This is a genomic window from Phenylobacterium sp. LjRoot219 (assembly GCF_964252995.1).
GTDB lineage: Bacteria > Pseudomonadota > Alphaproteobacteria > Caulobacterales > Caulobacteraceae > Phenylobacterium.
The window spans coordinates 1,272,284-1,296,673 of the sequence record NZ_CAXUQI020000001.1; the positions used below are offsets into that span (position 1 = coordinate 1,272,284).

Below are 24,390 nucleotides of genomic sequence, written 5' to 3' on the forward strand. Positions count from 1 at the left end.
ATCTGGACCGGCGCAGGAGGCCTCAAGGCATGGAACTCGTCATCGGCAACAAGGCGTGGTCGACCTGGTCGATGCGGCCGTGGCTCGTGCTGAAGCGGGCCGGGGCGGAGTTCACCGAGATTCCGATCGAGCTGCGCCAGGGCGCGCGCACCGAGGCGGCGATCGCCCCGCACAGCCCGAGCGGCCATGTCCCGGCGCTGAAGGTCGACGGGATCGTCATCTGGGATTCGCTGGCGATCTGCGAATACCTCGCCGAGAAATTCCCCGAGGCCGGCCTCTGGCCGAAGGATCCGGCGGCCCGCGCCCTGGCGCGTGCGGCGGCCTCCGAGATGCATTCGGGCTTCTCCTCGCTGCGCGGCGAATGCCCGATGGACCTGCGGGCCGAGCCGAAGGTGGCGGAGCTGTCGGAGGCGACCCACAAGGACCTGCGCCGCATCGCCAAACTGTGGAGCGACCTGCTGCAGCGCCTGGGCGGCCCCTGGCTGGGCGGCGCGGAGTGGGGGATCGCCGACGCCTTCTACACTCCGGTGGCGACCCGGCTGCGGACCTACGGCGTGCGGCTGTCCGACTTCGGCGACACCGGCCGCGGCGGGGAATACTGCGAACGTCTGCTCCAGGCGCCGGAGTTCCTGGCCTGGGAAGCCGAGGCCAAATGAGCGAGCGCCCCGTCGCGGTCCTGCTGCGGGCCGTGAACCTGGCGGGGCGGCGGCTGGCGATGGCGGACTTCAAGGCCGTGCTCGCGGACGCCGGGCTGTCGGAGGCGCGGACGCTCGGCGCCAGCGGCAACGCCGTGGCCGCGGCCGTCGGGGCCGACGGCGTGATTGAATCGCGCGTCGAGGCCGCGTTCAAAGCCGCCTATGGCGCGAGTCCCGAGGTCTTCGTCCGCGACCATGCGGCGCTGGCCGCGGTGGTGGCCGGCAACCCGTTCGCGAAGCTGGCCGAGGCGGCGCCGTCGCAACTGCTGGTGATGTTCCTGCGCGGCGCGCCGCAGGCCGAGGCGGTGGCGGCGCTGCGGGCGAAGGTCGCAGGCCCCGAGGAGTTCGCGCCCGGTCCGGGCTGTCTGTACGTCAGCTACCCCGATGGGATCGGCCGCTCGAAGCTCACCGGCGGCCTCATCGAGCGGACGCTGCGCCTGCGTGGGACCGGCCGCAACTGGAACACCACGACCAGGCTCGCGGCCCTGCTGGAACCGGCTTGAACGGAACCGCCCGGGCCTAAGCTCGGCCACATTTCGCGCACACAAGGTGACGGTCGCGCTTCGACCTTCAGCAGTCGAACGGCTTCGGCATGGGCGCCGCGCCTGTGAGCGGATTGCCGGTCGGGGTTGCTGTAAGGTAAGTCGCGGAACAGGCTGCGCTTTGCGCCGTTACCGGCGGGGCGTGGGGATAGTGGGAGCTGTGCGCAATGAACCGGAGGCCCGCGTCGATGACCAACGACCGCGCGACCTTCGGCGACAGGCGCTGAGGGGTATGGCGGTGGGGTATCGTTCGGGCCAGTCCAAGGCGCGATCCAGCTGGTTGCTGGCGCTGATCGTAGTCGCGGGCGGCATGACCGCGCCGATGACGCTGCCGGTCTCAGGCGCCGCCGCCGCCAGCCTCTACGCCGCCGAGGCGGGACCGTTCAGCGAGGGCATGTCGGCCAGGCTGTCGGCGCCCGACGCCGATCCTGATCTCGCGGCCTTTTACGAAGCCCGAGAAGGCCGTCCGCTGTGGTTCCAGCGCGGCAAGATCTCGCCGGAAGCGAAGCAGTTCATCGCCCGGCTGCGCGGCGCCGCCGCGGACGGGCTCGACCCTGCGCACTATCAGCCGGACGAACTGACCGAGGCGGTGCAGCGCGCTCGCCACGACCGCGACGAGCAGGCGAGCGCCGAGCTGGCGCTGACGGCGGCGCTGGCCTCCTGGGGCGCGGACCTGCATCGCCCGAAGCCCGCCGCCGAGGTGCTCTACAGCGATGCCAAGTTCCGCTCGCCGGTGATGACCCGCCGCGAAGTGCTGGACAGCGTCGCCAGCGCGCCATCGCTGAAGGCCGGGATCGCCTCCGTGGCGAAGATGAATTCCATCTACATGCGGCTGCGCGCGGCGCTCGCCGACGAGATCGCCCACGACGGCGCCAACGTGCCGGTGATCCGCGCCAACCTGGAGCGCGCGCGGGCGCTGCCGGTCGAGCTGGGCCGCCGCTACATCCTGGTCGACATCGCCGCCCAACGGCTCTGGACCTATGAGGACGGCGAGCCGACCGACGGCATGAAGGTGGTGGTCGGACGGCCGAACGCGCCGACGCCGACCATGGCCGCGGTGGTCCGCTTCGCGGTCTTCCGCCCCTACTGGAACGTGCCGCCGGACCTGATCGCCAAGTCGGTCGCGCCGAAGGTCGTCAAACGCGGCCTCGGCTACTTCGAGGCGCAGAAGTTCGAGGCGCTATCGGACTGGGGCGACAATCCGGAACGGCTCGATCCGTCCCAGGTCAACTGGCGCGCGGTCGCCGCCGGCAAGCGCGACGTGCGCGTCCGTCAGCTGCCGGGTCCCGGCAACATGATGGGGCAGGTGAAGTTCATGTTCCCCAACGAGCTGGGCGTCTATCTGCACGACAGCCCGATCCGGAACCTGTTCGACGGCGACGAGCGGCTGGCCAGCGCCGGCTGCGTGCGCCTGGAGGACGCCACCCGTCTGGCCAAGTGGCTGCTGGACGAGGCGGTGGTCGCCGAGGGCGAAGAGCCCGGGCCGCCGGAGACCCGCGTCGACCTGCCCGAGCCGGTGCCGGTCTACCTCGTCTACTTCACCGCCGCGCCGACCTCGCAGGGCCTGAGCCTGCGCAAGGACATCTACGGCCGCGATCCGGCGCTGATCTCGCAGCTCGACAAGTCGGCGGAGCTCGCCAGCCGCTAGCGTGCTGGATTAGATCGCCGGGAGCCGCACGTCGGGCCGGAAGCTGCGGAAGGTGATCGAGTAGCGCAGCGTCTCCATCGGCGGGATCGAGTGCTCCCAGGCCTGGCGGGCGGGGCCGCGCAGCAGATAGGCCGAGCGCGGCTCGGCGGTGAACGCCGCCCGCCGCCAGCCCGCGCTCTCGCGCAGGCGGAACCGGAACCGGCAGGGCGCGAGGAACGAGACCCCGACCACGTCCTGGAACTGCGGCCGGTCGCGGTGCCAGCCGATGCCGGCGCCCGGCGTGTACTCGGTCAGCAGGGCGTGCACGAACGCCTCCGGCGGCAGGCCGGCGAAGGCCGCGGCGCGCGCCGCCAGCGCCTGCAGCCAGCCGGGGAACGGCTCGGCCCGTTTCAGTCCGCCCTGCTCGAAGTCGTAGCGCCAGCCGAACGAGACGACCCGGCGATTGCCCTCGAACCCGTGAAAGCGGAAGGCGGCGAACGGCAGCGCCCGCAGGTGCTCGACATAGGCGGCCTCCTCCTCGGCGGAGAGGAGGTCGGGCCGATAGACCAGGCCTTCCGGCAGGCCGGGGGGCGGGACGTCGAAGAGGCTTGGCTGAACCAGGGCGCGGCTCTCAGATCGGGGCTGTCGTCGGCGGCAGGCCGGCGGTCCAGCAGGCGACGTTGACTGCGTACTGGCGCACCTGTCGCCGCGCCTCGGGCGAGGCGGCCAGGCCATGTCCCGGCGGCTCGCTGACGAAGCTCGGCGCGCCGTCGGCCGGCTCCCAGTTGTAGTCGGCGAAATGATGGAAGGTCGACTCGGCGATCGCCGGCCCGCCGTCCGCCGAGGGCTCGAAGGCGACGGCGATGTTGAAGGTGCTGCCGGTCGTCTGGCTGCGGCCGGTGACGATCACCCGCGCGCTCGGATCGTCGGCCGGCGCGCCGACCGCGCCCTCGTGCGGATGGGCCGGCAGATAGCGCAGCGGGGCGCCGGCCGCCGCCGGGTCGCGCAGCACCGGATGCACCGGCCCGACGCTGGCGACCTCCTGGGCGTCGCCGTTCGCCCCGGAATGGTAGTTCGGCCACTGGATGTCCGGCGTCTCGGTGTCGTCGTTGGCGTGCCGGGTCTCGTCCGGGTCCAGGTTGCGGCTGTGGAAGAAGTGCGCCGCGCCGACGCCGCCTAGGGTGCAGACGGAAGAGCCGAGGTCCATGTGGTCGCGGGTGACCATCAGCCCGCCGCCGCGGCGGCGAAAGCGGCTGATGGCGGCGCATTCGTCGGCGGTCAGCCCGTCGCCGGTATCGACGGCGAACAGCCACAGGGCGGCGAAGTCGCTCTCGTCGAGCCTGGCCAGCACCGGGTCGGCGCCGTCGGCCGTCGCGCGATCGCGGGCGACCACCTCGAACAGCGGCGCGCCTTCGCTGTCGCGCACGTCGGCGAGCAGCGTCGCCAGGCGGCTGAAGCGCGCGATCGACCAGTCGTCGTCGACCGACGGAATGGTGGTTTGCAGCAGGATCCGAGCGGGCGCGGCCATGGCGGTCTCCAGGCGGTCAAGGGGCGTCAGACAAGTGAACCTCTGCCGGGCCCGTGAGTTTCAAGGCGACGGCGGGGGCGCCGCCATGGACCGTCGATGGATCTTGTCTCCTCGCTGAAACGGCTGCAGCCCTACTTCGCCTGGGCCCCGCCCTGGGTCTTCACCCTGGTGGCGATGGCCATCGCCCTGCTGGCGGCGCTGATCATCCACTTCCTGATCATGCGCCTGGTGCGCCGGGGGATCCGCGGCCGCGGCGAGTTCTGGCGGCCGCTGATCGTGCGCACCCGCGGGCCGACCCGGATGGCGATGGCGATCGTCGCGCTGAGCGCCGCGCTGGCGGCCTCGCCGCTCTCCGGTCCGCAGACGGCGTTCGTGCAGCACGTCTTCGCGATCGGCTTCATCATCGTGCTGGGCTGGATGGCGATGATCGCGGTCGACGTGGCGGCGGCCCTGTTCCTGCGCCGCACCCAGGTCAACGTCGCCGACAACCTGCTGGCGCGGAAACACCTGACCCAGGTGCGCATCCTGCAGCGGGCGGCGAGCGTGCTGGTGGTGATCCTCACCGCCGGGCTGGCGCTGATGACCATCAACCAGGTCCGCCAGTGGGGCGTGAGCCTGCTCGCCGCGGGCGGGGCGGCGGGCATCTTCGTCGGCCTGGCGCTCCAGCCGCTGCTGTCCAACCTGCTGGCCGGCATCCAGATCGCCGCCACCCAGCCGATCCGGCTGGACGACCAGGTGGTGGTCGAGAACGAGGTCGGCAATGTCGAGGAGATCACCGCGACCTATGTCGTGGTGAAGCTCTGGGACGAGCGCCGGATGGTGCTGCCGCTGACCTATTTCCTGCAGAAGCCGTTCCAGAACTGGACGCGCGACACCGCCGCCCAGACCGGATCGGTGATGCTGTACGTCGCCTACGACACCCCGATCGAGCCGTTGCGCGCGCGGCTGACCGAGATCCTCAGCGCCTCGCCGCTGTGGGACCGCCGGGTCAACGCCCTACAGGTCACCGAGGCCCGGGAGACCTGCGTGGAGTTGCGCCTGCTGATGAGCGCGACCAGCCCGGGCCGGCTGTTCGATCTGCGCTGCATCGTGCGCGAGGCGATGATCCGTGGCCTCAAGGACGAGGCCTTGCCGCACGAGCGGTTGGAGGTCGCACCGGCGGCCGGCTGGAACGAGGCGGCCGCCGCGCCCGAGCCGACGCCGCGGCCGCAGTAGCCCGACACCGCCTGCGGCCTTGCGTCCCGCCCGTCCCGAGTAGGCTTCGCTTGCAACCTTGCCGTGCCCTATAAGGCCTGCACGATTCGACGGCAGGGGAGGCGGCCGGTGAAAATCTCGGCCCTGGTGTGCGCGCACGACGAGGAAGCCCGGATCGGCGCCTGCCTCGCCAAGCTGAACGGCTTCGACGAAGTCGTGGTCGTGGCCGATCGCTGCGGCGACGCCACCGCCGCCGTCGCACGCCAGGCCGGCGCCCGGGTGGTCGAGGGCGCCTTCCCGCTGGAGAGCGCGCGCAAGGAGGCCGGGCTGGCGGTCTGCCGCGGCGACTGGATCCTCGAGGTGGATTGCGACGAGCACGTCACCCCTGAACTCGCCGCCGAGATCCGCGCCGCGGTCGCCGCGACCAAGGGCGACTGGTTCAAGGTGCCGCTCGACAACTACGTCGGCGACGTGCTGGTCCGCTTCGGCTGGGGCGGCAGCTTCGGCACGACCCTAGGGGCCCGGCTCTATCGGCGCGGCGCGAAGCGCTGGAAGGCCGACCGCGTGCATCCCGGCGTGGTCTTTGACGGGGCCTATGCGGGCGCGCTCCGTTCGCCGCTGCTGCACTACGTCGACGACGACCTCAGCGACATGGTCATGCGCCTCAACCGCTACACGACCCTGCGCGCGACCGACCTGGCCGACAGCGGCGACGCTGGTGGGCTGTGGGACAATGTGTTCCGCGGCTTCCGCCGGTTTTGGAAGTGCTACGTCGGCCGCAAGGGCCGCCGCGACGGCGACCTCGGCTTTATGATCTCGCTGATGGCCGCCCTCTACCCGGTGATCTCGCACCTGAAGGCCAAGGAGATCCTGCGCCTGCGCGCGGCCGCGCCGGCGGCGGCCCGGGCCTGAGGCCGGCGGCCGGCGCGAGCGCGGCCGCCGGCAGGTTCATTTAAGGCTTCAGGCCCCGGCCTTGGCCTGCAGCGCCTTGGCCTTGTCGAGGTGGGCCTGGACCTTCGGCGCGGTCTTGGCCGCCGCCGCCTTGAGCTCCGCATTGTCGCCGTGCTCGGCGTAGCCCTTCATCAGGGTCAGCGTCTCCTCGTGCCCGGCGACCTGCTGGTCGAGGTAGACCTTGTTGAAGTCGGCCGCGCTGGCGGCCTTCAGGTTGTCGAGGAAGCCCTGGCGGCGCTGGTCGAGCTCCGTCGGCGCGGTCTTACCGGCCTTGGTGATCAACGGCTTGAGCTGGTTTTGCAGCGCGGTGTGGTCGACGGTCATCATCTTGGCGAACGCCTTGACGTCGGCCGAGGTCGAGCGCTCCGCGGCGATCGCCGCCGCCTTAATCTCGTACATGTTGCCCTCGACGGCGTTCTGCACGAAGGCGTCGGTGTCGCGCGCGCCGACGGTCGCCGCCGAGGTCGCGCCGACCGCGGCGCCCATGGCGTCCTGAGCGGCGTTCACCGGCCCCGATTGGCCCGGGGCGGTGGCGTTCATCGCCGCCGTGTTCGCCTCGGCGGTGTTGCCTTCGGCGGGGCGCTTGTTGCAGGCGGCGAGCGAAAGGGCGGTGGCCGCCGCGGCGGCCAGAAGCAGTGCGCGTCTCATGGGCGTCTCCCTGGGTTTGTCCCTGGGCAGGAGAACCCGCCTTCGCCGACGCGGTTCCGGTTTTGATCACATTTGCGTGCAGGGGGCCCGTACAGGCCTTCGGTGGGCCGCTGCGGGCCTGCCGCAGTTGACCTCGCGCCGCGCCCGGGCAAACAAATTCGCTCCGAGGGGACCTAGGTGGTGATCGGTCGACTGAGCTCATTCGACCTGCCGGGGCGTCTGAAGTGCCTGGCGCCGGCTCCGGTGGTGCAGATTGTGGTGGGGGGCGCGCTCGCGGCCCTCGCCTTCGGCATGCGTTGGATGATCGCCCTGGTGATCCCCGACGTCGCGCGATTCATGCTGCTGTTCCCGGCGATCCTACTCGCCACCGGGCTGGCCGGCTGGCAGGCCGGCTTCATCACTCTGCTGGTCGGCGGGCTGTTCAGCTGGCCGCTGCTGACGCCGACGGACAGCTGGCTGCTCGGGCCCACGGCCGCGGCGAGCATGTCGCTATACGTGCTCTCGGGCGCCTTGGTGATCGCCGCCGCCGCGGCCTATCGGACGACGGCGCTGGCGCTGCGCGAAAGCCAGGAGCGGCTGGACCTGGCGACGGCGGCGGCCCAGGTCGGCGTCTGGGAGTGGCGGCCGCAGACCGGCGAGATGTTCTGCTCGGACGAGGCCAAGCGCATCTACGGCTTCGGGGCCAACGAGCTGGTGACCTACGACATGGTCCGCGCCGCGACCCATCCGGAGGATGCGCACGTCGGCTATCTGGCGGCCGCCCGCGCGGCCGCGCCGGAGCCGCGCGACCACCGGCCTCACGAATACCGGATCGTCCGCGCCGGCGGCGAGGTGCGCTGGATCCACGCGATGGGCCGGGCGGTGTTCGAGCCGGGCAAGGACGGCGTGGCGCCGACCCGCTTCGTCGGCGCGGTGCAGGACGTCAGCGCGCGCAAGGCCGCCGAGGAGCGGATGCGGCTGCTGGCGCGCGAGGTCGACCACCGGGCGAACAACCTGCTGGCGGTGGTGCAGGGCACGGTGGCGCTCAGCCAGGCCGACGACGCCTCAACCCTGAAGCGGGTGATCACCGGCCGGGTCAATGCGCTGGCCCGCGCCCACCAGTTGCTGGCCAACGCCCGCTGGGAGGGCGCCGACCTGCGGCGGCTGGTCGAGGAGGAGTTGCTGCCCTTCAGCCTCGGCGACGAGGGGCGCGTGGCGCTGCAGGGTCCGTCCGTCGCCCTGGCGCCCGCCGCGGCGCAGTCGGTCGCCATGGCGCTGCACGAACTGGCCACCAACGCCGCCAAGTACGGGGCGCTGTCCGCGCCGGAGGGGCGCGTCGAGGTCCGCTGGAGCCGTGACGCCGCCGGCGAGCTGCGCCTCACCTGGCGCGAGACCGGCGGTCCGCTGGTCCGGGCGCCGGCGCGCCGCGGATTGGGCACGACCTTGCTGGGTCGCGCGCTATCGGGGCCGATCGGCGGCGAGACCCGGTTGGACTGGCGGCCGCAGGGCCTGATCTGTGAGCTGGTGTTGCCGGCGAGCGCCCTGGAGGCGCCGACGGACGTGCCGGGGGGTTTTTGAGCCCCCCGGGAGGACCGGCCCGACTGGAGTGGGGCTCGTTTGTGACCGGGCCGGTCCGTTCGACGTCCCGGGGGATGCGGGCGCGGAACGTCGACACAATCTTCGTCTCATAGGTCGGGTTCTCGACCTCCATCCTATGACAGTTCGGCCGGCGGATTCCGCTGCTGGGGCGGGTGACGGCTGTCGCACGACTGTCATCGGTGCGTCGCAAAGCTCACCCATGGCGGCTCAGGCGGCGCGGGTAATCGAGGAGCGGGACGGCCCGGCGTCCGGCGTCATCTGCGCCTTTGCGTTCGGTGCGGACGGGGCGCGGACGCTGGCGGACCCGTGCTCGGCGCTGGCCGAGCGTCCGGGCGACTGGGCCTGGACGCACCTTGGGCTTGGCGACGTGCGGGCGGTGGCGCTGCTGCGGCGGGTCGCCGGGCTGCCGGCCGAAGCCCTGGAGCTGTTCGTCACCGGCGAGACCCGGGTGCAGATCGCCGAGGACGAGGGCTGGGTGTTCGGCGTGCTGCCGGACCTCGAGCGCGACTTCTCCGGCCGGCCGCAGGGCGCCGGCCGGCTGGTGTTCGCGCTCGACGGCCGCCGGCTGCTGACCGGGCGGCTGCATCCGCTGCTTGCGGTCGACGACCTGCGCCGCCAGGCCCAGGCCGGCGAGGCTTTCGGTTCGCCGGGCGCGACCATCGTCGCCCACGTGGAGAGCTACATCGACCGGGTGGAGAGCCTGGTCGAGGACCTCGCCCAGCAGCTCGCCGGGATCGAGGACTATGTGCTCACCGAGCCGGGCAATCCGCGCGACACCGGCCTCAGCAAGCTGCGGCGCAGCATCGCCCGCTATCGCCGCGAACTGCAGGGGCTGCGCAACGCGCTGGCCCGCGCCCACGCCGGCCGCCGCAAGGGCCGCCGCGTCGCGGCGCTGTCCGAGGATTTGGCGGAGCTGATCGCGGCGGTCGACGACGTCGATCGCGACACCGGCGTGCTGCAGGAGCGCGGCCGCCTGCTGCACGAGGAGATCGACACCCTGATCAACAGCGCCACCAACCGCAGCATGCGGGCGCTGACCATCCTCTCGACCCTGCTGATCCCGCCGACCCTTGTCACCGGGGCGTTCGGCATGAACCTGGAGGGGATCCCCTTCGCCCATTCGCCGGGCGGCTTCGCCGCGGCGGCGGCGCTCTGCGCGCTGGTCGTCGGCGCCGCCCTGCTGCTGCTCCGCCGGCTGGGGATGTGAGCGGGCCTAAAGCAAGCCCAGCGCCTTGAAGCTGGCGATGCCGTCGCGGCCGACCACCAGGTGGTCGTGCACCGCGATCCGCAGCGTGCGGCCGGCCTCGACGATCTGGCGGGTGATCTCGACGTCGGCCGAGGAGGGGGTCGGATCACCGGACGGGTGGTTGTGGACGATGATCAGCGAACTGGCCGACAGCTCCAGCGCCCGGCGCATCAGTTCGCGCGGGTAGAGCGGCGCGTGATCCACCGTGCCGCGGCCGACCACCTCGTCGACGATCAGCTGGTTCTTCTTGTCGAGGAACAGCACGCGGACCTGCTCGCGCGGCTCGTGCGCCAGCGCGGCCTTCACATAGGCGAGCAGCGCCGACCAGGAGGAGATCACCGGGCGGCGGGCGACCTGCTCACGCGCCGCGCGCAGCGCCGCCTCGTGCACCAGGGTCAGGTCGCGGGCGACCGCCTCGCCGACGCCACGCACCTGCTTCAGCGCTTCCGGGCCGGCGGCGAGCACCGCGCCCAGCGAGCCGAAGCGGGCGATCAGCTGCTTGGCCAGCGGCTTGACGTCGCCGCGCGGGACCGAGCGGAACAGCAGCAGTTCGAGCAGCTCGTAATCGGGCAGCCCGGTGAAGCCGGCGGTGTCCGCGCGTTCCCGCAGGCGTTCGCGATGCCCCAGATAGTGCGGCTTGGGCGCGGACGCGCGCGCCGGCGCGGCCCACAGGTCGGGTTGCGGCGAGGCGTCCTCGAGGGCGGGCCGGCGGTCCATGTCGCCCAATGTTCCGTATTTGTTCGAGTTGCGCAAGGCCAGGGTTGATCGTCGCCGAACGGCGGTGTCAGCTGTGCGGACAAAGTCCATCAGAGACGTTCGGGAGGACGCATGGCCAGCAGCGACGGCGTGACGATCACGTTCCACATGACCCTCAAGCCGGAGGCGGTCGACATGTTCGTGCAGGCCGCGCCGATGCTGCTGGAGGGCACCACGACCTTCCCCGGCTTCCGCAGCATCCGCATCGTCCAGCACAAGGACGACCCGACCAAGGTGCTGTTCGTCGAGCGCTGGGAGAGCGAGGAGGCCTACCGCAAGTACATCGCCTGGCGCACCGAGCAGGGCGCGATGGACGGCATGGCGCAGATGGTCACCGCGATGGAGACCCATGTCTGGCCGAACGTGCTGGTCGAGGCCTGAGGCCTCAGCCGGCGGGAGCGGGGCGGGGCCTTAGCCGCCCTGCACCGGCGGCTGGAACAGGCCGGCCGGCGACTGGGTGAAGATCTCGATGCCGGTCTCGGTCACGGCGACCGAGTGCTCGCACTGGGCCGACAGCGACTTGTCGCGGGTCACCGCCGTCCAGCCGTCGGCGAGCAGCTTCACCGGGTGCTTGCCGAGGTTCACCATCGGCTCGATGGTGAAGAACATGCCGGGCTTCAGCTCCTCGCCGGCGCCCGGCTGGCCGAAGTGCAGGATGTTCGGGGCGTCGTGGAACACCCGGCCCAAGCCGTGGCCGCAGAAGTCGCGCACCACCGAGCAGCGCATGCTCTCCACATAGGTCTGGATGGCGTGGCCGATGTCGCCGGTGCGGGCGCCGGGCTTCACCGCGTCCAGGCCGCGCTGCAGCGCCTCGTAGGTGATTTCGATCAGCCGCTTGGCGCGCGGCGCGACCTCGCCGACGCCGAACATCCGCGAGCTATCGCCGTACCAGCCGTCGACCACCACGGTGTGGTCGATGTTGACGATGTCGCCTTCGCGCAGCGTCCGGTCGCCGGGGATGCCGTGGCAGACCACGTGGTTGGGGCTGATGCAGAGCGTCTTGGTGTAGCCGCGATAGCCCAGGCAGGCGGGCAGGCCGCCATTGTCGAGGGTGAACTCGCGGGCCAGCGCATCGAGCTTGTCGGTGACCACGCCCGGCACGACGTAGGGCACCAGCATGTCGAGGCACTCGGCGACCAAGCGGCCGGCGCGGCGCATGCCCTCGAAGTCTTCCGGCGTGTGCAGCTTGATCTGGCCGGTGCGGTATTCGGTGTCGAGGGCGTCGGTATGCATCGGCCAGGCTCCACAATCCGCACGCCGGATCGCCAGTTGAGAATGCGCTTATGTCGCAATCCCGTCGCGGAATTCAACTGGCGCGACGCATCAACGTGATCAGGCTTCGCTCGCCGTCGCGGGCTGTGGTTCCGGGCGCGGCGCCGGGGTGAACACGATCGGCAGGCCGCGGAGGCCCCAGACGCCGGGGAAGGGCCGCCGCCCGACCGGGCCGGCCAGCTTCGGCGCGGTGATCCGCTGGGCGATCAGGTGCAGGCCCTCTTCGATCTGGGCGCGGGCGATGAACTGGCCCAGGCAGATGTGCATGCCGCGACCGAAGGCCATGTGCCGGTTGTCGTGCGTGCGCTCGGGCTGGAAGGATTCGGGCTCGGGGATCGACTTTGGATCGCGGCTAGCGACGCTGACCGGGAAGAACAGCATGGTGTCCTTCGGGAAGACGACGTCGCGATAGACCAGGTCTTCGTCGGTCAGGCGCGAGATGGTCGCCGGGTTGTGGTAGCGCAGCGTCTCTTCCAGCACCTTGCCGCAGAAGGCGCGGTCTTCGGCGCAGCGGACATAGTCTTCAGGCCGGTCCATCAGCACGTGCATGATCAGGGTCAGCACGTTCTTCGAGGTGTCGTAGCCGGCGACGAACAGGAAGACCAACAGGTTGTAGAGCTCGTCGTCGCTCAGGTCGCCGGCGTCGCTGGCCTCGACCAGGGCGTCCAACAGGTCGCGCTGCGGGCCCGGCCGCCGCCCGGCGCGGCGGTCGGCGACCAGCTGGCGGACAAAGGCGTCGAGGATCTCCATGCCCTGCTCCAGCTTCGGCAGGAAGTCGGGGATCAGGTTGAAGCTGAGGCCCAGGGCCTCTAGCGACGAGCGCAGCCGCGGCAGCTCGCTCGGCGAGGCGCCGATCAGGCTGCACATGACCGTGACCGGGAAGAAGGAGGCGAACTCCTCGAAGTCGAAGGCGCCCTTCGGGGCCCACTCGTCGAGCAGGTCGGAGACCACCTGGCGCATCAGCTGGCGGTGCTCGTTGGCCGCGCGCGGGGTGAACATCGGCGCCAGCACGTCGCGGATGCGCTTATGCGAATCCCCCGACAGGGCGAGGATCTGTTCGCGCTGGAAGCGGCCCCAGGCGGTGCCCTCGGCGTCCATCAGTTGCACCACGCCCTCGTGCGCGGTGCGGAAGCGCTCGTCCATCGACAGCAGGTCTTTGATCGCCTCGTATTCGGTCACCACGTAGCCGAAGGTGGCTTTCGCCAGCCAGGGATGGCGCGCCCGTGCGGCGTCGAACTGGGCGAAGGGGTCCACCGCAAAGGCGGGGTCTTCCATCGCGAGATGAGGGAGATCGAGCTCCGCCGCTGACTGCATGTCCGTTCCTCCGCCCGGGCCGTCCGCGCCTCGGGTCGCGCGGTTCGGCAGCGGAGAGGTTAGCGTGGTTTTGGCGGTCGCACAGCGTCGGTGGCTTGACCCGCGCTGCAATCGTCGGCGACGAGCCGGAGCAAGAGCGCCTGCGCCGCTGGTCATTGCCGGCGTTCGCCCGGCTCATAGCCTCGTGGTCGGATCAGGCGACGGAGGCGACGGCGATGGCGGGACTGCGGGGCCTGGGCGGCAAGACGGCGATCGTCACCGGCGCCGCCAGCGGGATCGGCGCGGCGGCGGTGAGCCGGCTGCTCGACGAGGGCTGCCAGGTGGTCGGGGTGGACCTGGATGCGGAGGCCGCCCGTCGCGTCTGTGCGCCGGCCGATACCGGACGCTTCCACGCGGTCGCCGCCGACGTCGCCGTCGAGGCGGATTGCGAGGCCTATGTCCGCGCGGCGGTCGAGCGGTTCGGGGGCGTGCAGCTGTTCGTCAACAACGCCGGCATCCTCGGGAAGCTGACGCCGATCGTCGACATGGAGGCCGGCGAGTTCGACCGGGTGCTGGGCGTCAACCTGCGCGGCGTGTTCCTGGGGCTGAAGGCGGTGTTGCGCCGGATGGTCGAGCAGGGCGAGGGCGGGGCGATCGTCAACACCTCGTCGAAGGGCGCGCTGAAGCCGCCGGCGAACACCGCCGCCTATGGCACGTCCAAGGCGGGGATTCTGACGCTGACCAAGGTCGCGGCGATTGAGCATGGCCGCGACAACATCCGCGTCAACGCAATCTGCCCGGGGCTGGTGGACACGCCGATCCTGTCGCCTGCCTACCGCGAGCACGAAGCCGAGGTCTGCGCCGGCTTCCCGATGCCGCGGTTCGCGCAGGCCGCGGAGGTCGCGGGCCTGATCGCCTATCTGCTCAGCGACGAGGCCGCCTTCCAGACCGGCGGGGTCTATTCGGTGGACGGCGGGGCGGTGCTGGTCTGAGCCGCCGCCGCCGGGCTAGGCCCGTCGCCCGCTGAGCTGCGCCTTGCCGAACATGCCCAGCTTGGCGGAGCCGGCGAGCTCGTCGCCGGTCACGACGACCTCGAAGCTGAGCTTGATAGGCGCCGGCTTCTTCGCCTCCATCGTCCAGGTCAGGGCGTCGCCGGCGATCCTGCCGTCGGTGATCACCTCCGAGCCCATCGGGCTGTCGATCCGGCCGGTGAAGGCGTCGCCGTCGCGCACGAACTGGGCGGTCATCTCCTGCGGGCCCATCGGCGTCTGCAGGGTGATCTGCCAGGCCTCGGCGCCGGGCAGCCGTTCCGGCCCCGCCTCCGCCGCGGCGGGCTTGGCCGGCGTCGGCGCGGCGGCGCGGCGGGCGCGCGCTTTCGGCGTGAAGGCCGGCAAGGTCTCCCAGCCGCGCACGGTCGAGGTCGACGAGAGGCGGGCGTTCTCCAGATCCACGTCCCATTCGGGGAAGCGCTTGAGGATCTCGTCCAGCGCCACCCGGCCTTCGACGCGGGCCAGTGCATTGCCGATGCAGACGTGGAAGCCGTGGCCGAAGGTCAGGTGCGGCACGCGCTCGCGGTTGATGTCGAACTGCTCGCCGTTGGCGAACTTGTCGGCGTCGCGGTTGGCCGACGCCACCAGGAAGCAGACCGCGCTGCCGGCGGCGATCTTGGTCCCGCGGATCTCGGTGTCCTTCGCCACATAGCGCGCCACCGACGGGCCGGGAGCTTCGAAACGCAGCAGTTCCTCGATCGCCTGCGGGATCAGGCCGCGGTTTTCGTAGATCTGGCGGCGCTGGTCGGGGTGCTCGGCCAGGACCTTGCCGGTCCAGCCGATCAGCCGGTTGGTGGTCTCGTTGCCGGCGCCGGCCAGGATGCTGCAGAAGATGATGATCTCTTCGTGGGAGAGGCGCCGCGTCTGGCCCGTCTCGTCGACGATCTCGGCGCTCAGCAACTCCGTCATCAGGTCGTCGGACGGATGCTTGGCCCGCCAGGCTATGTATTCGGCGAAGCCCTCGCCCATGAAGTTGTGCTGCGACACCTCCATCGGCTTTCCGGGCTCGGTGCGCAGGTTGGCGTCCGCATTCTCCTGGACGACCTTGAGGTCCTCCTCGGGGATGCCCAGCAGCATGCCGATGACCCGCATCGGCATCTCCTTGCCGAGGTCCTCGATGAAGTTGAACTCGCCGCCCTCGACCAACGGGTCGAGCGCCTTGGCGCAGAAGTCGCGGATCTGAGGCTCCAGCGCCGTCATCCGCTTCGGTGTGAAGACCCGGGTGAGCGCGCCGCGGTGGATGCCGTGCAGCGGCGGGTCCTCGAAGATGAAGACGCCCTTCGGCACCGGGATGTTGGACTTGATGAACTCGAGAACGCCGCCCCGGCCGGAGATGAAGGTGTCGCGGTCAGCCAGTCCGTTCTGAACGTCGTCGTAGCGGCTGACGGCGTAGAATTCGTACTCTTCGTTGTAATAGACCGGCGCTTCTTCGCGAAGGCGGCGGAAGACCGGATAGGGGTTGGCGAAATACTTGGGATTGTACGGGTCCCAGTGGACCGGAGCTTCACTCAGCGCGTTCATCGGGCGACCTCAGGAGTGCGATCCGCTAGGGGCTGAGCACCTGCTTAGGCGGCGGGCGTCGCGGGCGTCAAGGCAATTTGGCGATCGCCAAAATGTGAAGTCGGAACGGCTTAGATCCTCCTTAACAGGGGAGCATCTTCGGCGTTCGGGCTCAGCCGGCGGTCGGCGCGCGCGGCTTGATCTGCGGCAGGACGGCCTCGGCGGCCTCGAACCGGCGCAGGTAGTCCTCGACCAGGGCCTCGGTGGCCTCGTGGGCGTTCGACATGTTGATCGTCGCCTCGAGCACCAGCACCGAGCCGACGCCGGCCATGATCAGGGTGACCACTCCGGGCGAAATCTGCGGGTCGATCCCGCGCCGCTGGAAGTGGCGGGCGAGGGCGTCCTGCTGGATCTTCCGCAGACGCTCGCCGAACAGGCCCATCTCGACGCGCAGCGCCTTGCGGTGGTTGGCCAGGGCCATGAACTCGAGGTTCATGGCGACGTCGGTCGGATCGCGGCTCTGGTCCCACAGCGCGCGCAGCGGGGTGTCGGATTCCATCGCCTGCGCCGCAGCCTCCACGCCGCGTTCGGCGCGCCGCTGGAATAGGGCGATGAACAGGTCGTCCATCGTGCGGAAGTAGTAATGGACCAGTTGCGGCTTGACCCCGGCCGTGGCGCCGATCCGGCGCGAGGTCACGGCGGCGTAGCCTTCTTCCCGCATCAACAGTTCGGCGGCGTCGAGCAACGCGATCCGCGTCGCGGAACTCTCTAGACCGACCTTCTGCCTGCGCGTCATCTTTCCCTCGTCCGCCCCCGGGGCGATCCGGCGTCTATAGGCCAGACCGCAAGGCGCGCCTAATCGGCGTCAGGCCATGCCGATCGCGCGCTGCAGCGTCACCCGTTCGGGGCTGACGTCGCAGCCGTAGACCAGCACTTCGACCCCCTCGGCGCGGACTCGGGCGAGCGCCGCAGCGAAGGCCGGATCCAGGTCGTGGGCCACGGCGAAGCGGTCGCAGTCGGCGCGCTGCACGACGAACAGCACCACCGCCCGGTCGCCAAGCCGCGCCATCTCGGCGAGTTCGTGCATGTGCCGCGCGCCGCGCGCGGAGACGCAGTCGGGCCATTCGGCGAGGCCGGCGCCGCGGTGCAGGGTGACGCCCTTCACCTCGACCCAGGCGGCCGGCCGGTCCGGGCCCTCCAGCAGGAAGTCGACCCGGCTGGCCGCGCCGTAGCGCACCTCACGCCGGTGAGTGGCGTAGCCGGCGAGTTCGGGGATGGCGTCGGCCGCCAGCGCCTCGGCGACCAGCCGGTTGGGGTGCAGGGTGTTGACCACCGTCAGCGCCCCGTCGGCCTCGACCATCTCCAGGGTGTGGGCGAGCTTGCGCTTGGGGTCGGCCGACTTCGACAGCCAGCAGGCCAGGCCCTCGGCGTTCAGGCCGAGCATGGCGCCCGGGTTCGGGCAGTGGGCGGTGAGCTCGGTCCCGTCCTCCAGCACCACGTCGGCGAAGAAGCGTTTGTAGCGGCGCACGAGCCGGCCGCGCGTCAGCGGTTGCGGGAAGTCCATCGATGGTTTTAGTCCGTAGGGGCGACACCCCCGAAAGCTTGGGCGCTGGGGCACACTGGATTTAGGCGAGGGATCGGCCGATGGCGAGCGGGCAGGAAGCGCGGGTCACCGCCGCGGTGCTGATCATCGGCGACGAGATCCTTTCAGGCCGCACCCGGGACACCAACCTGGGCGACATCGCCGCCTACCTTGGCGTTCACGGTGTCGACGTCGCCGAGGCCCGCACCGTGCCGGATGTGATCGAGGTGATCGTCGAGGCGCTGAACGCGCTGCGCAGCCGCTACGACTACGTCATCACCACTGGCGGGATCGGGCCGACCCACGACGACATCACCGCCGACGCGGTGGCCGCGGCGTTCGGCGTCGAGCTGTATGAGCATCCGGACATCCTGCAGATGATGCAGGCGAAGTACGAACTGACGCCGGCCCGCCGCCGGATGGCGCGCGTGCCCGAAGGCGGCGAGCTGGTGATCAATCCGGTGAACGGCCCGCCGGGTTTCACCATCGGCAATGTCTTCGTCCTCGCCGGGGTGCCGCAGATCATGCGCGGCATGCTGCAGGACGTCGGCCACCGGCTGAAGGGTGGGGCGGTGACCCAGTCGCGGACGGTGCGCGTCGAGGGCTCAGGCGAAGGCGTGATCGCCGCGCCGCTGGAGGCGGTCGCCCGGGCGCATCCGGAGATGTCGCTCGGCAGCTATCCGTTCTTCGAGCCGGGCCGGTTCGGCTCCAATCTGGTGCTGAGGGGCCGGGATCCGGCGGAGATCGCCGCAGCCGTCGGCGAGCTGATCGCCGCGCTCAAGGCGGCGGGCATCGCCGACGTGGCCGAGATCGAGGCCTGAGGCCCCGCGCCTCGACCGGGGCGGCGATCAGCGGTCGAGTTCGGTCCACAGCCGCAGGGCGTTGGCGACGAACGCCTGCTGACGGTCCGGCCGGTCGGCGTGCAGCGGCAGCATCGACAGGAACAGGCTGACGGTCACCGCGCGCACCGGCTCCGACAGTCCGCTGACGCCGTCGACCGCGAGGTCGCCGAGCGCCGCGGCGAGCCACGGCTGGCAGGCGACCGGCTCGAACGCCAGGTCATAGTCGCCGCCGTCGCGCGTCAGCCGGCAGCGGCCGGCGACGATCTGGTCGTAGCGCCCGACGATCGAGTGGCCGAGCTTGGCGAGGTCGTAGCGCAGATCGCCGTAGACGCTGGGCTGCTGCTCGATCGCGCCGCGCGGATCGAGGGCTTTGATGCGCCGGTTGCGGCTGTCGTAGAGCAGGTTCGAGAAGCCGAGGTCGCCGTGCATGGCGCAGGCGGTCCGGCCGCTGGCCAGGTCCATCGCCGGGACCAGCCGCTCGGCGATCTCCAGCAGCGAGGGGCAGGGCCGGCCGGCGTAGCTGAGCGGCGCGTCGATCCGCACGCCGCCGGCGCGGGCGTAGGCCTCGAGCCGGGCCAGCGTCTTGTCGACGGCCAGCGCGCGCAACGCCGCGTCGCCGCAACCGCCGCCGCGGGTCGCGGCCAGCGCCCGCAGCAGCTCCTCGCACGAGGCCAGGATCCGCAGCCACGGCTTGCGGCCCACCGCGCCGTAGACGAACAGCTCCGAGAGCACCGGCAGGAACTCGTATTCGGTCTCGTAGTAGGCTTGGCCCTGCTCCAGGCCGAAGCCCACCAGGCGGGCGCAATAGAGCTGCACCCTGGGCGGGGCGGCCTGCAGCCAGTGCGCCTCGGCGCGGATCTTGGCGGCGTCCTCGCTCGATTTGCGCGCGGACAGCCCGTCGATCCGCACCGTGTTGAAGGCGCGCGCGGTGGTCACCGCCAGCCGCGACTGGAAGAAGGTCGTCAGGTGGCCGAAGTCGAGCCAGTCGGCGGCGTCCACAGCCTGGACCGCCCGGCCGGCCAGGTAGTGGTTCAGGCCGGCGATGAAGTCGCCGCGCTCGCGGGTCAGCGCCCGCAGCAGGTCGAGCGCCGAGGCGAAGGCGAAATAGCCCGCCGCGATCGGCCAGCCCTCGTGGCCTTCCTCGCCGGCGGGGGTGTTGACCAGCGACCGGACGCGGCCGTCGGCGTCGATCGCCATCTCCGCCCAGGCGTATTCGGTCGAGCGCGGGCCGGCGACGATTACGTCGTGGTCGTGCAACGGCGGCTCGGCGATCAGGGTGTCGCCGTGCAGCAGGTGGACGGCGACGTCGCCGGCGCCGATGGTGTTGAGCGCATAGACCACCGCCTCGCCGAGGCTCAGCCCCTCCGGCGCGGGGATGATCTCGACGCCGAGCTCGGCCAGCCGCGTGAGATCGGCCGGCGGGGCGGCGAAGGTCTCGGGCAGCACCAGGTGCACCGGTCCGGCGCCGGCCAACGCCTTGAGCTGCAGCTCGTAGAGCCGCTGGACACCGACCGGCAGGAAGGCCGGCGGCAACGGCCCGAACTCGGCCGCAAGCTCCTGGCCGACCAGCGCCCCGGACATGATCAGCCGGACGGTCACGTCCGCAGCTCCGTCGGCCGCCGCGCGGCGTAGTCCACCGACGGATCGTCGTGGATCAGCGTCCCGTCGAGGTCGAACACCAGCCGCTTCATCTCGGCGGCGAAGCTAGGACGATTCTGCCGCCGCTCAGGGTGCGGCTAGACGCTCACGCTCAGCGCCGGGCGTCCTCCAGCACCATGGCGGCGCCCTTCTCGGCGATCATCAGGGTCGGCGAGTTGGTGTTGCCGGAGGTGATCCTCGGCATGGCCGAGGCGTCGATGACCCGCAGGCCCTCCAGGCCGCGCACCCGCAGCCGCGCGTCGAGTACGGCGTGCGGATCCCCCTCGGCGCCCATCGCGCAGGTGCCGACCGGGTGGAAGATGGTGGTGGCGAGCTCGGCGGCGGCCTGCAGCAGCTCGGCGTCGGTCTCGGCGGCGGGGCCGGGGCGGAACTCCTGCGGGCGGAACTTGGCCAGCGGCGCCTGGGCGGCGATGCGGCGCACCAGCCGGAGCGAGTCGACCGCCACCCGCTGGTCCTCGTCGGTGGAGAGATAGCCCGGGGCGATGACCGGCTTGGCCGAGGGATCGGCGCTGGCCAGGCCGACGCGGCCGCGGCTGGTCGGCCGAAGGTTGCAGACGCTGGCGGTGAAGGCGGCGAACGGGTGCAGGCCGTCGCCCCATTTGTCGAGCGACAGCGGCTGGAAGTGGAACTGCAGGTTCGGCGTCGCATAGTCCGGCGAGGAGCGGGCGAACATGCCGAGCTGCGACGGGGCCATGGTCAGCGGGCCGGTGTGGAACAGCGCGTACTGCAGCGCCATGCCGGCGCGGCGGACGAGATTGGCGTAGTCGGTGTTGAGGGTGCGCACCCCGCTGACCTTGAACACCGGACGGATCTGCAAATGGTCCTGCAGGTTGCCGCCGACGCCCGGCAGCTCGTGGACCACCGGCACGTCCAGGGCGCGCAGCGCCGCGGCGTCGCCGACGCCGGACAGCTGCAGGAGCTTCGGCGAGCCGACCGCGCCGGTCGCCAGGATCACTTCGCCGGCGGCCCGCACCGTGAAGCGCTCGGCGCCGCGCCGGAACACCAGCCCGGTCGCCCGGCGGCCGTCGAAGGTGACGCGCTCGACCTCGACGCCGGTCTCCAGCCGCAGGTTCGGCCGCTTGAGGGCCGGCTTCAGGAAACCGCGCGCCGCGCTCCAGCGCCGGCCGGCCCGCTGGTTGACCTGGAAGTAGGAGGAGCCGGCGTTGTCGCCGCAGTTGAAGTCGTCGATCGGCGCGATGCCCGCCGTGGCCCCGGCCTCGCGGATGGCGTCGAGGATCTCCCAGCGCACCCGCGGATGCTCCACCCGCCATTCGCCGCCGGCGCGGTGGTGCTCGCCCGGCGGAGCCATGTGGTCTTCGTGGCGCAGGAAGTAGGGAAGGACGTCGTCCCAGCCCCAGCCGGTCAGGCCAAGCTGGCGCCAGCCGTCGTAGTCCGCCGCCTGGCCGCGCATGTAGATCATCGCGTTGATCGCCGAGCTGCCGCCGATCACCTTGCCGCGCGGATAGGCCAGCCTGCGGCCGGCGAGCCCCGGCTCGGCCTCGGTCTCGAACATCCAGTCGGCGCGCGGATTGCCGATCGCGTAGAGGTAACCGACCGGGATGTGGAACCAGATCCAGTCGTCCTGGCCGCCGGCTTCCAGCACCAGCACGCGGGTGTTCGGATCGGCCGACAGCCGGTTGGCCAGCAGGCAGCCGGCCGAGCCGGCGCCAGCGATGACGTAGTCGTAGGTCCCGAAGTCCTGCGCCTGCTCGCTCACTGCCGTCCCCAAAACTCGTCATCCCGGCCGTAGCGCAGCGGAGAGCCGGGACCCAGGGCCGCGCGCACTGAAGAACCCCCTGGGTCCCGGATCGGCCTGTCGGCCGTCCAGGATGACGGAGATTGTAGTGGAATTGGACCTCAGCCGGTGAAGACCACAGTCTTCTGGCCGTTCAGCAGCACCCGGTCCTCGAGCACCCAGCGCACGGCGCGGGCCAGCACCCGGCGCTCGATGTCGCGGCCCTTGCGGACCAGGTCCTTGGGCGTGTCGCGGTGGCTGATGCGCTCGACGTCCTGTTCGATGATCGGCCCTTCGTCGAGGTCGGCGGTGACGAAGTGGGCGGTGGCCCCGATCAGCTTCACGCCGCGCACGTGGGCCTGGTGGTAGGGCCGCGCGCCCTTGAAGCCGGGCAGGAACGAGTGGTGGATGTTGATGCAGCGGCCGGCCAGCTGCGTCGCGAGGTCGTTCGACAGCACCTGCATGTAGCGGGCGAGCACGACCAGGTCGGTGCGGGTCTCCTGGATCAGGCCCAGCAGCTGCGCCTCCTGCTGCGGCTTGGTCTCCGCGGTGATCGGCAGGTGGCGGAAGGCGATTCCCTTCAGGTCGGTGTGCGGGAAGATCGATTCCGGGTGGTTGGAGACCACCGCGGTGATGTCCATCGGCAGCTCGCCCTGGCGCCAGCGCCAGATCAGGTCGGTCAGGCAGTGATCCTGCTGCGAGGCCAGGATCATCACCCGCCGGCGTTCCTTCGGATCGCGCAGTCGCCAGTCCATGCCGTATTCCGCGGCGACCCGGCCCAGCGCCTCGCGCAGCGCCTCGGGCTCGCCCGGGCCGGGATCGAACACCACGCGCATGAAGAAGCGGCCCGTCTCCTCATCGCCGTACTGCATGGCGTCGAGGATGTTGGCCCCGCGCTCGAACAGGGTGGTGGCGACGCGCGCCACGATGCCTGGCTGGTCGGGGCAGGAGAGGGTCAGGATCATGGATTGGCTTCTGCCCCAAACAGCCCTGCGAAGACAATCACCTGCCGGACCGCAGGCTTCACCGTTGAGGCATCTTGGCCATTTGTCGCAACGAAAGCTTGCCGCTGGCCGCCGACGTCAATATGGCGCTGCGTGACAGATGGAGTTCGGGCTTGAAGCACATCCTGGAAGAGCTTGAGAAGCGTCGCGCCGAGGCGCGGTTGGGCGGCGGCGAGCGCCGGATCGCCAACCAGCACAAGAAGGGCAAGCTGACCGCGCGTGAGCGGATCGACCTGCTGCTCGACGAAGGTTCGTTCGAAGAGTTCGACATGTTCGTCGAACCGCGCCGCAACGAATTCGACACCGGCGAGAACGTGATCCCCGGCGACGGCGTGATCACCGGTTGGGGCACGATCAACGGTCGGGTCGTCTTCGTCTTCTCCAAGGACTTCACGGTGTTCGGCGGCTCGCTCTCGGCGACCCACGCCCAGAAGATCGTCAAGGTGCAGCGCCAGGCCATGAAGGTCGGCGCGCCGATCATCGGCCTGTTCGACGCGGGCGGCGCCCGCATCCAGGAAGGCGTGGACAGCCTCGCCGGCTACGCCGACATCTTCCTCGAAAACACCCTGGCCTCGGGCGTCATCCCGCAGATCAGCGTAATCATGGGCCCGTGCGCCGGCGGCGACGTCTATTCGCCGGCGATCACCGACTTCATCTTCATGGTGAAGGACACGAGCTACATGTACGTGACCGGCCCCGACGTGGTGAAGACGGTCACCCACGAGGACGTCACCCACGACGAGCTCGGCGGCTACCGCGTCCACGCCCAGAAGTCCGGCGTGGTCGACGGCGCGTTCGAGAACGACCTCGAAGCGCTGACCCAGGTCCGCCGGCTGATCGACTTCCTGCCGCTCTCCAACCGCGAGAAGCCGCCGGTCCGCGAAAGCTTCGACGACCCGAACCGGGACGAAGCCTCGCTCGACACCCTGGTGCCGGCCAATCCGAACAAGCCCTACGACATCAAGGAACTGATCCTGAAGGTCGTGGACGAGGCCGACTTCTTCGAGGTCAGCCCGGAATACGCCAAGAACATCGTCGTCGGCTTCGCCCGTCTCGACGGCCAGCCGGTCGGCGTCGTCGCCAACCAGCCGCAGGTGCTGGCGGGCGTGCTCGACATCGACTCCAGCCGCAAGGCCGCGCGTTTCGTGCGCTTCTGCGACGCCTTCGACATCCCGCTGGTCACCTTCGTCGACGTGCCGGGCTTCATGCCGGGCACCCGTCAGGAGCAGGGCGGCCTGATCCGCCACGGCGCCAAGCTGCTGTTCGCCTACGCCGAGGCCACCGTGCCGAAGCTGACGGTGATCACCCGCAAGGCCTACGGCGGCGCCTACGACGTCATGAGCTCCAAGCACCTGCGCGGCGACGTCAACTACGCCTGGCCGACCGCCGAGATCGCGGTGATGGGCTCGAAGGGCGCGGTGGAGATCATCTTCCGCTCGGAGATCGGCGACTCCGAGGCCATCGCCAAGCGCGAGGCCGAGTACAAACAGAAGTTCGCCAACCCGTTCGTGGCCGCCTCGCGCGGCTACATCGACGACGTGATCATGCCGCACGGCACGCGTCGCCGGCTGGTGCGGGCGCTGAAGAGCCTCAAGGGCAAGCAACTCAGCAATCCCTGGAAGAAGCACGACAACATCCCGCTCTAACGGTCGGGGCGCGCGTGTCGCGCCTCGTCAGAGAGGGCTCGAG

At 70.7% G+C, this 24,390-nt stretch carries 23 protein-coding genes and 1 pseudogene; 12 read left to right on the forward strand and 12 right to left on the reverse strand.

All coding sequences use genetic code 11. The features are described from left to right. Positions 1 to 29: 29 nt before the first annotated feature. The 3 genes from ACSQ14_RS06260 (at position 30) to ACSQ14_RS06270 (ending at position 2,885) form a co-directional block, all read left to right on the forward strand. Positions 30 to 656, forward strand: a complete 627-nt coding sequence (locus tag ACSQ14_RS06260; RefSeq protein ID WP_436010822.1) for a glutathione S-transferase family protein — start codon at positions 30 to 32, stop codon at positions 654 to 656. Continuing rightward, complete coding sequence (locus ACSQ14_RS06265) at positions 653 to 1,198, forward strand: DUF1697 domain-containing protein (protein ID WP_436010824.1); 546 nt, start codon at positions 653 to 655, stop codon at positions 1,196 to 1,198. Before ACSQ14_RS06260 ends, ACSQ14_RS06265 begins: the two co-directional genes overlap by 4 nt. A 277-nt stretch (positions 1,199 to 1,475) precedes the next feature. After that, positions 1,476 to 2,885 (forward strand): L,D-transpeptidase family protein, encoded by a 1,410-nt coding sequence (locus ACSQ14_RS06270; protein ID WP_436010826.1) that lies wholly within the window; start codon positions 1,476 to 1,478, stop codon positions 2,883 to 2,885. Between the two features lie 9 nt (positions 2,886 to 2,894). Here ACSQ14_RS06270 and ACSQ14_RS06275 read toward each other — a convergent pair whose 3' ends face one another. Together ACSQ14_RS06275 and ACSQ14_RS06280 are read right to left on the reverse strand one after the other, a co-directional pair. Then, on the reverse strand, positions 2,895 to 3,599 hold the full coding sequence (locus ACSQ14_RS06275) for an alpha-ketoglutarate-dependent dioxygenase AlkB (protein WP_436010827.1): 705 nt from the start codon (positions 3,597 to 3,599) through the stop codon (positions 2,895 to 2,897). Then, on the reverse strand, positions 3,496 to 4,392 hold the full coding sequence (locus ACSQ14_RS06280) for a hypothetical protein (RefSeq protein WP_436010829.1): 897 nt from the start codon (positions 4,390 to 4,392) through the stop codon (positions 3,496 to 3,498). Before ACSQ14_RS06280 ends, ACSQ14_RS06275 begins: the two co-directional genes overlap by 104 nt. A 96-nt stretch (positions 4,393 to 4,488) precedes the next feature. On the opposite strand from ACSQ14_RS06280, the gene ACSQ14_RS06285 reads away from it, so the two are divergent. Together ACSQ14_RS06285 and ACSQ14_RS06290 are read left to right on the forward strand one after the other, a co-directional pair. Then, the gene (locus tag ACSQ14_RS06285) at positions 4,489 to 5,607 is read left to right on the forward strand and encodes a mechanosensitive ion channel family protein (protein ID WP_436010831.1); all 1,119 of its coding nucleotides are present in this window, start codon (positions 4,489 to 4,491) and stop codon (positions 5,605 to 5,607) included. Positions 5,608 to 5,715: 108 nt separating this feature from the next. Next, positions 5,716 to 6,498, forward strand: a complete 783-nt coding sequence (locus tag ACSQ14_RS06290; RefSeq protein WP_436010833.1) for a glycosyltransferase family 2 protein — start codon at positions 5,716 to 5,718, stop codon at positions 6,496 to 6,498. Positions 6,499 to 6,546: 48 nt separating this feature from the next. Here the strand turns inward: ACSQ14_RS06290 and ACSQ14_RS06295 are convergent, their stop codons facing one another. Further along, positions 6,547 to 7,185 (reverse strand): DUF4142 domain-containing protein, encoded by a 639-nt coding sequence (locus ACSQ14_RS06295; protein ID WP_436010835.1) that lies wholly within the window; start codon positions 7,183 to 7,185, stop codon positions 6,547 to 6,549. 177 nt (positions 7,186 to 7,362) lie between these two features. Between ACSQ14_RS06295 and ACSQ14_RS06300 the strand changes: the two genes are divergently transcribed. After that, complete coding sequence (locus tag ACSQ14_RS06300; RefSeq protein ID WP_436010837.1) at positions 7,363 to 8,742, forward strand: HWE histidine kinase domain-containing protein; 1,380 nt, start codon at positions 7,363 to 7,365, stop codon at positions 8,740 to 8,742. 220 nt (positions 8,743 to 8,962) lie between these two features. Next, positions 8,963 to 9,970 (forward strand): CorA family divalent cation transporter, encoded by a 1,008-nt coding sequence (locus ACSQ14_RS06305; RefSeq protein ID WP_436010839.1) that lies wholly within the window; start codon positions 8,963 to 8,965, stop codon positions 9,968 to 9,970. A 6-nt stretch (positions 9,971 to 9,976) separates the two neighbouring features. Here the strand turns inward: ACSQ14_RS06305 and radC are convergent, their stop codons facing one another. Beyond that, the gene (radC, locus tag ACSQ14_RS06310) at positions 9,977 to 10,726 is read right to left on the reverse strand and encodes a RadC family protein (RefSeq protein ID WP_436010841.1); all 750 of its coding nucleotides are present in this window, start codon (positions 10,724 to 10,726) and stop codon (positions 9,977 to 9,979) included. 111 nt (positions 10,727 to 10,837) lie between these two features. Here radC and ACSQ14_RS06315 point away from each other — a divergent pair, with 111 nt between their 5' ends. Beyond that, positions 10,838 to 11,146 carry a putative quinol monooxygenase gene (locus tag ACSQ14_RS06315; protein WP_436010843.1) on the forward strand — a complete coding sequence of 103 codons (309 nt, stop codon included), beginning with the start codon at positions 10,838 to 10,840 and terminating at the stop codon, positions 11,144 to 11,146. A 30-nt stretch (positions 11,147 to 11,176) separates the two neighbouring features. On the opposite strand, the gene map is transcribed toward ACSQ14_RS06315, so the two are convergent. Together map and ACSQ14_RS06325 are read right to left on the reverse strand one after the other, a co-directional pair. Beyond that, complete coding sequence (gene map, locus ACSQ14_RS06320) at positions 11,177 to 11,998, reverse strand: type I methionyl aminopeptidase (protein ID WP_436010845.1); 822 nt, start codon at positions 11,996 to 11,998, stop codon at positions 11,177 to 11,179. A gap of 99 nt (positions 11,999 to 12,097) precedes the next feature. Beyond that, the gene (locus ACSQ14_RS06325; RefSeq protein WP_436010847.1) at positions 12,098 to 13,351 is read right to left on the reverse strand and encodes a cytochrome P450; all 1,254 of its coding nucleotides are present in this window, start codon (positions 13,349 to 13,351) and stop codon (positions 12,098 to 12,100) included. A gap of 215 nt (positions 13,352 to 13,566) precedes the next feature. Between ACSQ14_RS06325 and ACSQ14_RS06330 the strand changes: the two genes are divergently transcribed. After that, entirely contained in the window at positions 13,567 to 14,322 is a 756-nt protein-coding gene (locus tag ACSQ14_RS06330; RefSeq protein ID WP_436010849.1) for an SDR family NAD(P)-dependent oxidoreductase, read from the forward strand. Between the two features lie 15 nt (positions 14,323 to 14,337). Here the strand turns inward: ACSQ14_RS06330 and ACSQ14_RS06335 are convergent, their stop codons facing one another. From ACSQ14_RS06335 to sfsA, 3 genes are all read right to left on the reverse strand, one after another. Further along, positions 14,338 to 15,900, reverse strand: coding sequence for a cytochrome P450 (locus ACSQ14_RS06335; RefSeq protein ID WP_436010851.1), 1,563 nt, complete (start codon positions 15,898 to 15,900; stop codon positions 14,338 to 14,340). Positions 15,901 to 16,051: 151 nt separating this feature from the next. Continuing rightward, positions 16,052 to 16,675: a TetR/AcrR family transcriptional regulator gene (locus ACSQ14_RS06340; RefSeq protein ID WP_436010853.1), complete on the reverse strand. Its 624-nt coding sequence runs from the start codon at positions 16,673 to 16,675 to the stop codon at positions 16,052 to 16,054. Between the two features lie 69 nt (positions 16,676 to 16,744). Then, a complete protein-coding gene (gene sfsA, locus ACSQ14_RS06345; RefSeq protein ID WP_436010855.1) occupies positions 16,745 to 17,443 on the reverse strand; it encodes a DNA/RNA nuclease SfsA in 699 nt (232 codons plus the stop codon). 80 nt (positions 17,444 to 17,523) lie between these two features. Between sfsA and ACSQ14_RS06350 the strand changes: the two genes are divergently transcribed. Then, positions 17,524 to 18,282: a competence/damage-inducible protein A gene (locus tag ACSQ14_RS06350; RefSeq protein ID WP_436010857.1), complete on the forward strand. Its 759-nt coding sequence runs from the start codon at positions 17,524 to 17,526 to the stop codon at positions 18,280 to 18,282. Between the two features lie 27 nt (positions 18,283 to 18,309). Here ACSQ14_RS06350 and ACSQ14_RS06355 read toward each other — a convergent pair whose 3' ends face one another. Together ACSQ14_RS06355 and ACSQ14_RS06360 are read right to left on the reverse strand one after the other, a co-directional pair. Further along, positions 18,310 to 19,902 carry a phosphotransferase gene (locus ACSQ14_RS06355; protein ID WP_436010859.1) on the reverse strand — a complete coding sequence of 531 codons (1,593 nt, stop codon included), beginning with the start codon at positions 19,900 to 19,902 and terminating at the stop codon, positions 18,310 to 18,312. A gap of 151 nt (positions 19,903 to 20,053) precedes the next feature. Then, positions 20,054 to 21,679: a GMC family oxidoreductase gene (locus ACSQ14_RS06360; RefSeq protein ID WP_436010861.1), complete on the reverse strand. Its 1,626-nt coding sequence runs from the start codon at positions 21,677 to 21,679 to the stop codon at positions 20,054 to 20,056. A gap of 19 nt (positions 21,680 to 21,698) precedes the next feature. Here ACSQ14_RS06360 and ACSQ14_RS06365 point away from each other — a divergent pair. Then, positions 21,699 to 21,830 (forward strand): annotated as a pseudogene (locus tag ACSQ14_RS06365) (hypothetical protein); the annotation flags it as partial. On the opposite strand, the gene purU reads toward ACSQ14_RS06365, so the two are convergent. Continuing rightward, complete coding sequence (purU, locus tag ACSQ14_RS06370; RefSeq protein WP_436010863.1) at positions 21,820 to 22,662, reverse strand: formyltetrahydrofolate deformylase; 843 nt, start codon at positions 22,660 to 22,662, stop codon at positions 21,820 to 21,822. The pseudogene ACSQ14_RS06365 and the gene purU overlap by 11 nt on opposite strands. Positions 22,663 to 22,814: 152 nt before the next feature. Between purU and ACSQ14_RS06375 the strand changes: the two genes are divergently transcribed. Beyond that, positions 22,815 to 24,347 carry an acyl-CoA carboxylase subunit beta gene (locus ACSQ14_RS06375; protein ID WP_436010865.1) on the forward strand — a complete coding sequence of 511 codons (1,533 nt, stop codon included), beginning with the start codon at positions 22,815 to 22,817 and terminating at the stop codon, positions 24,345 to 24,347. Positions 24,348 to 24,390 lie beyond the last annotated feature (43 nt).

Bases quoted from the DNA above. Each gene is read 5' to 3' on its own strand.
- ACSQ14_RS06260 (WP_436010822.1), top strand. From the start codon at position 30: ATGGAACTCGTCATCGGCAACAAGGCGTGGTCGACCTGGTCGATGCGG.
- ACSQ14_RS06265 (WP_436010824.1), top strand. From the start codon at position 653: ATGAGCGAGCGCCCCGTCGCGGTCCTGCTGCGGGCCGTGAACCTGGCG.
- ACSQ14_RS06275 (WP_436010827.1), bottom strand. From the start codon at position 3,599: ATGGCCTGGCCGCCTCGCCCGAGGCGCGGCGACAGGTGCGCCAGTACG.
- ACSQ14_RS06280 (WP_436010829.1), bottom strand. From the start codon at position 4,392: ATGGCCGCGCCCGCTCGGATCCTGCTGCAAACCACCATTCCGTCGGTC.
- ACSQ14_RS06285 (WP_436010831.1), top strand. From the start codon at position 4,489: ATGGATCTTGTCTCCTCGCTGAAACGGCTGCAGCCCTACTTCGCCTGG.
- ACSQ14_RS06295 (WP_436010835.1), bottom strand. From the start codon at position 7,185: ATGAGACGCGCACTGCTTCTGGCCGCCGCGGCGGCCACCGCCCTTTCG.
- ACSQ14_RS06305 (WP_436010839.1), top strand. From the start codon at position 8,963: ATGGCGGCTCAGGCGGCGCGGGTAATCGAGGAGCGGGACGGCCCGGCG.
- radC (WP_436010841.1), bottom strand. From the start codon at position 10,726: ATGGACCGCCGGCCCGCCCTCGAGGACGCCTCGCCGCAACCCGACCTG.
- ACSQ14_RS06315 (WP_436010843.1), top strand. From the start codon at position 10,838: ATGGCCAGCAGCGACGGCGTGACGATCACGTTCCACATGACCCTCAAG.
- map (WP_436010845.1), bottom strand. From the start codon at position 11,998: ATGCATACCGACGCCCTCGACACCGAATACCGCACCGGCCAGATCAAG.
- ACSQ14_RS06325 (WP_436010847.1), bottom strand. From the start codon at position 13,351: ATGCAGTCAGCGGCGGAGCTCGATCTCCCTCATCTCGCGATGGAAGAC.
- ACSQ14_RS06330 (WP_436010849.1), top strand. From the start codon at position 13,567: ATGGCGGGACTGCGGGGCCTGGGCGGCAAGACGGCGATCGTCACCGGC.
- ACSQ14_RS06335 (WP_436010851.1), bottom strand. From the start codon at position 15,900: ATGAACGCGCTGAGTGAAGCTCCGGTCCACTGGGACCCGTACAATCCC.
- ACSQ14_RS06340 (WP_436010853.1), bottom strand. From the start codon at position 16,675: ATGACGCGCAGGCAGAAGGTCGGTCTAGAGAGTTCCGCGACGCGGATC.
- sfsA (WP_436010855.1), bottom strand. From the start codon at position 17,443: ATGGACTTCCCGCAACCGCTGACGCGCGGCCGGCTCGTGCGCCGCTAC.
- ACSQ14_RS06350 (WP_436010857.1), top strand. From the start codon at position 17,524: ATGGCGAGCGGGCAGGAAGCGCGGGTCACCGCCGCGGTGCTGATCATC.
- purU (WP_436010863.1), bottom strand. From the start codon at position 22,662: ATGATCCTGACCCTCTCCTGCCCCGACCAGCCAGGCATCGTGGCGCGC.